This window comes from Catonella sp. (assembly GCF_052169795.1).
GTDB lineage: Bacteria > Bacillota > Clostridia > Lachnospirales > Lachnospiraceae > Catonella.
This window is the reverse complement of record NZ_JBQNBU010000123.1, coordinates 1-4,856: the sequence shown is the minus strand read 5'-3', so window position 1 is coordinate 4,856 and position 4,856 is coordinate 1. Positions and strand designations below refer to the sequence as shown.

General features: G+C 30.6%; 4 protein-coding genes. All 4 read left to right on the top strand.

Annotated features, from left to right (window positions below; genetic code table 11):
• Nucleotides 1-613: class I SAM-dependent DNA methyltransferase (locus ACTTKP_RS11180; RefSeq protein ID WP_442553982.1), on the top strand; the 613-nt coding region annotated here is incomplete at its 5' end.
• A 224-nt stretch (nucleotides 614-837) separates the two neighbouring features.
• On the top strand, nucleotides 838-1,197 hold the full coding sequence (locus ACTTKP_RS11175) for a BlaI/MecI/CopY family transcriptional regulator (protein ID WP_442553983.1): 360 nt from the start codon (nucleotides 838-840) through the stop codon (nucleotides 1,195-1,197).
• Between the two features lie 8 nt (nucleotides 1,198-1,205).
• Nucleotides 1,206-3,458, top strand: a complete 2,253-nt coding sequence (locus ACTTKP_RS11170; protein ID WP_442553981.1) for a M56 family metallopeptidase — start codon at nucleotides 1,206-1,208, stop codon at nucleotides 3,456-3,458.
• A 229-nt stretch (nucleotides 3,459-3,687) separates the two neighbouring features.
• On the top strand, nucleotides 3,688-4,856 hold a 1,169-nt coding region (locus ACTTKP_RS11165), incomplete at its 3' end, for an ATP-binding protein (RefSeq protein WP_442553980.1).

The window sequence follows — 4,856 nt, the reverse complement described above, 5'->3', positions numbered from 1 at the left end:
TATGAAAGAGAATTATTTTGATACAGTAGCAGACAAGTGGAATACACCACAGAGACAGAGTACAAACGAACATATTAAAGAGATTATTTTGGATGGTTTTGAAGAAAGCAGTATCTCCGATATGAAGGCACTTGAGATAGGTGCAGGCGATGGTATGTTGGCTATGCTTCTTTCAAAACATTTTAATAAAATAGACTGTGTAGACAGTTCAGAGGGTATGAGAGAAGAGTGTTTAAGAAATAAAGAAAAATTTTCAGCAAATAATATTTTTGTTTATGATGAAAGCTTTCTTGAGAATACAACTGAAAAATATAATCTCATATATAGTCATAAAGCTTTTCATCATATTGTTGATGTAGCAGGTGAATTAAAGCTTTTAAAAGAAGTTGTTGCAACAGGAGGAAAACTATATCTTATAGACTTCTGTACAATTCCGGCAGAATTTCATAAGGATTTTCCAAATTTTGATGGACATGATGGGTTTTCAAAGGAAGAAATACATACTTATTTTGAGAATACAGGTTGGAAACTGACTAACTACGAAATAATTAGACATGGGAAAAAAGACGATATAGAATATGAAGTGTTTTTGGCAGTGGGAGAACCAAAGTAAAAAATTAATCTATAACAGATAAGAGCTTTTGGCTATAATTATAGCTGAAGGCTCATTTTTTAATTTATAAGAAATTTCTTATTAAATAAAATCTCTCCATATAGTTATTGGTAAGTTCAAATCCGTAAAAAAATAAAACTACTATAGTAGTGTTGACAAATTCACAAGACTGTGGTAGTGTAAAAATACAAACTACTGTAGTCTTGTAAATGGAGGTAATAATGATGGATGTTAAATTATTTGATTCGGAATTAAAGATAATGAATGTATTATGGAAAGAAGGTGATACTACAGCCAAACATATTTCAGATGTGTTAAAAGAAGAGACAGGCTGGAATATGAACACTACCTATACTTTAATAAAAAGGTGTATAAAAAAAGGTGCTATAGAGCGTTCGGAGCCTAACTTTATGTGCCATGCCCTTATAGCAAGGGAAGAAGTACAGGTAGCAGAAGCAGGAGAACTGCTTGATAAGATATTTGACGGAGCAGTGGACAAAATGTTTGCAGCTCTAATAGGTGGAAAGAAACTTTCGAAAGATGAAAGAAAAAACTTAAAAGAGCTGGTTAATAAGCTGAAATGAGGTGAAGTATGAACCTTTTACAAATGAGTTTGTCAGGGGCTGTGCTTATAGTTGCTATCATAGTAATAAGAGCATTGTTTTTGCACAAATTACCTAAAAAGACCTTTACAATACTATGGACTTTGGTGCTGATAAGGCTTTTACTACCATTTTCAATACCTTCATCCTTTAGTATATATTCTTGGTTTCCAAGTATAAATTCTGCCGGGGAAAGTTATATAGCAGATAATAATACATCTGAAAAAGTAAAAAACTCAGTGTTTTCAAAAAATATAAAAGAAACTGTTATAAAAGAAAGTAATACGAATAAGCCATATAATTATATAAAGTATAATAGGGCTGAAGACTTTGAAAAAACAATTTTTCCACCAAATGAAGCAATAAGATTTGTGGGTATGATAGTAGGAATTATAATTTTCCTTTTTCTATACATTAGAAATATGAGGGAGTTTAGAACTTCTTTGCCAATAAACAATGCCTTTATTAAAGATTGGCTTGTTAAACATAAGCTGAAAAGGAAAATTTCCATAAGATATTCTGATAGGATTTCTACACCGCTAAGTTATGGGATTTTTAGGCCTGTGATACTCCTTCCCAAAAATCTTGATTTGAGAGATACCGGACTTTTAAGTTACATTTTAACACATGAATATGTGCATATAAAAAGATTTGATATTATAACCAAAATGTTTCTTATAGCGGCACTTTGTGTTCATTGGTTCAATCCGACAGTATGGGTTATGTTTATGCTGTTTAACCGTGACATAGAATTATCCTGTGATGAAGCTGTTGTGAGAATCTTTGGTGAAAAAAGCAAGGAAGCATACGCGTATGCACTTATTGATATGGAGGCAAAGAAGGGCAAGTTTATGCCGCTTTGCAGTAACTTTAGTGATAATGCAGTTAAAGAAAGGATAATATCGGTTATGAAGATAAAGAAGATTTCATTATTTATGATATTGTTTGCAGTGATATTTGTAACAGGAACTACTGCTGTATTTATGACTTCTGCAAAAGAAAAGGAGAATGAAAGTATTTCAGGAATAGATTATAAGAAAATTGATGATTTAAAATTTAAGGATTATGAAAAAATGTCTGTTGCAGCATATTCGGATAAGGTGCTTAAGGCTGTTGACAGTGAAGAATATGCAGAAGCCTTGGATAAGATTGCAAATAATAAAGAATTCTATGAAAAAAGAAATATAGATGAGAAAGCACGGTTCTTTAATTATGTACTTTCACCTATCCTTGCAAGAAACTGGAAATATGGAATAATTAGTGGAAATATTGAAATAAATAATAATCTATATCAGGTAGAGTATGCACTTAATGTTGAAATATTAAACCCTGAAAAGCTTAAGGTAGGAGAATATATGAATGCCATAGAAAGCATTGATTCAGGTGTAAATTTATTAAAAAACAATCTGACTAAAAAAGAAGTGAAAAATGCTAAAGAGGTGAGTGAAAAATTTAGAACAGGGTTAATTAAAATTTCAGAAAAATTAAGCAATGATAATTTAATAATAACCTTAGAAGGTATTTCGGAAATAGAAGAAGTTTCGGAAATGGTAAGTGAAAAAAATAATGAGTTAGAAAGTGATGAAATTGCTGTAGAGAAAGTAGATGGCAAAGCTGAAACTAGAAGCTTTAAGTCTGCAACTAAGGAAGATTATGACTCATTATTTAACGCTCTGAAAAAGCCTGATTACAAGAATATGAAGTTGGAGGACTTTAATAAAAGATTGGCAAAATGGGCTTCCGCAGATGATGATAGAATGCGTATGGACAGGATAAATGATGACATAAATTATGAAAATTTTGCGGTAAATCTGACAGATGAAGAAAGGGAGTTTGTCACAACAACCATAAATTTCTCAGGACTTGAAAATGCAAAAAAATTCAAGGCATTATATACAAAAGGGAAGGAAGAGCTGCCGGTTATCAGTATAGGCTTTAGTGAAGCTACAAAAGTAGGAGATGGAAGATATGAAAGCTACGATTGCAGTTATTCATTTTCATACAAGATAAAAGAAAAAGATAAAATTACAGTGGCTGAAAGGGATAATGCGGTAAGAGGCTTTATGCTTGCAGCCGGAAAGATTTGGAGTAATCCGGAGTTTAGCGATTTATCGAAAGTAGATAAGGAAGATATTATTAAAAAGCTAGGTGAGACAGCTAAAGAGCATAGTAGAGATAAAGTTAGTTTTAATATCTTAGAAGACCAACTTGTTTTTGATAAGATAAATGAAACAATAAGATGATTTTCTTAATAACAGTATGTAATCCCTGATTTTGTCTGATGGAATAAGAGGACAGGATTGGGGAGTTTTTATTTAATGAATATCGAATAAAATACATTATTTTTAATGCTGAATTTTATCGACTATAATCGAAATGATATCATAATACTAAAATTTATCGACTATAATAGAAACTTGGTTTGATTTTTAGGGTTTTATCGATTATAATAGATAAAAGGAGGTGGCTCAGATGGAGAATAAAAACTATGTAAATAGAATAAGGTATATTGACAAATTGAAACAGTTTATTGATAAACCTGTAATTAAAGTGTTGACAGGTATGAGGAGAGTTGGGAAATCAACACTTTTAACTATCGTTAGAAATGAAATTTTAAGCAATATTCCTGAAGAAAATAAGATATATTTAAATTTTGAAAATATAGAACTATTTGGGATAAATGAAGCAGGAAAATTGCTGGAATATATAAAACCGTTACTTAAAAAAAATGAAAAGCAATATATTTTTTTTGATGAGATACAGCTTGTGAATGATTGGGAGAAGGTTGTTAATGGGCTAAGACTGGATGAAAATTATGATATATATATAACCGGTTCTAATTCTACTCTTATTTCAGGTGATTTAGCAACTTTACTTGCAGGGAGATATGTTGAATTTGAAATACAGCCATTTACCTTTAATGAATTTATAGAAGCATTTGAAGGTTTGGAACTATCAAATGAAGAATATTTTAATAATTACATAAAAGTTGGAGGTATGCCGTTTTTAAAATATTTTAATCTTGATGAAATACCTAGTTTAAAGTATCTGAGTGATGTTTATAATACTGTATTGATTAAAGATGTTTTACGCTATAACAATGTAAGAGATGTGGACTTATTTGAGAGAATACTCACTTATATTTTGGAAAATATAGGCAATACATTTTCGGCTAACAGCATAAAAAAATATCTTAAAAGTGAAGACAGAAAAATTTCTGTTGATACCATACTTAACTATTTGGAATATTGCAGAAATGCATTTATTATAAAGAAAGTTTCAAGATATGATACGGTAGGTAAAAAGATACTTAGTGTAGATGAAAAATATTATCTTACAGACCATGGCTTTAGGCAGGCAAAAGGCTTTTCAAATACTAAAGATATAGAAAGAACACTTGAAAATATCGTTTGTATAGAACTGATTTCAAGGGGATATAATTTAAAAATAGGGAAGGTAAAGGACAAAGAAATTGATTTTATAGCGGAAAAGGATGGGACCTTGTGCTATTATCAGATTTCTTATCTTATGGAAAATGAAGATACAAGAGAAAGAGAGTTTGGTATTTATAATTTAATAGAAGATAATTTCCCTAAATATGTTTTGTCAATGGACAAGATTGATTTTAGCAGGGATGGTGT

What these genes read in the sequence shown, in the direction of transcription:
- ACTTKP_RS11175 (WP_442553983.1), top strand. Translation starts at nt 838, where the DNA reads ATGGATGTTAAATTATTTGATTCGGAATTAAAGATAATGAATGTATTA.
- ACTTKP_RS11170 (WP_442553981.1), top strand. Translation starts at nt 1,206, where the DNA reads ATGAACCTTTTACAAATGAGTTTGTCAGGGGCTGTGCTTATAGTTGCT.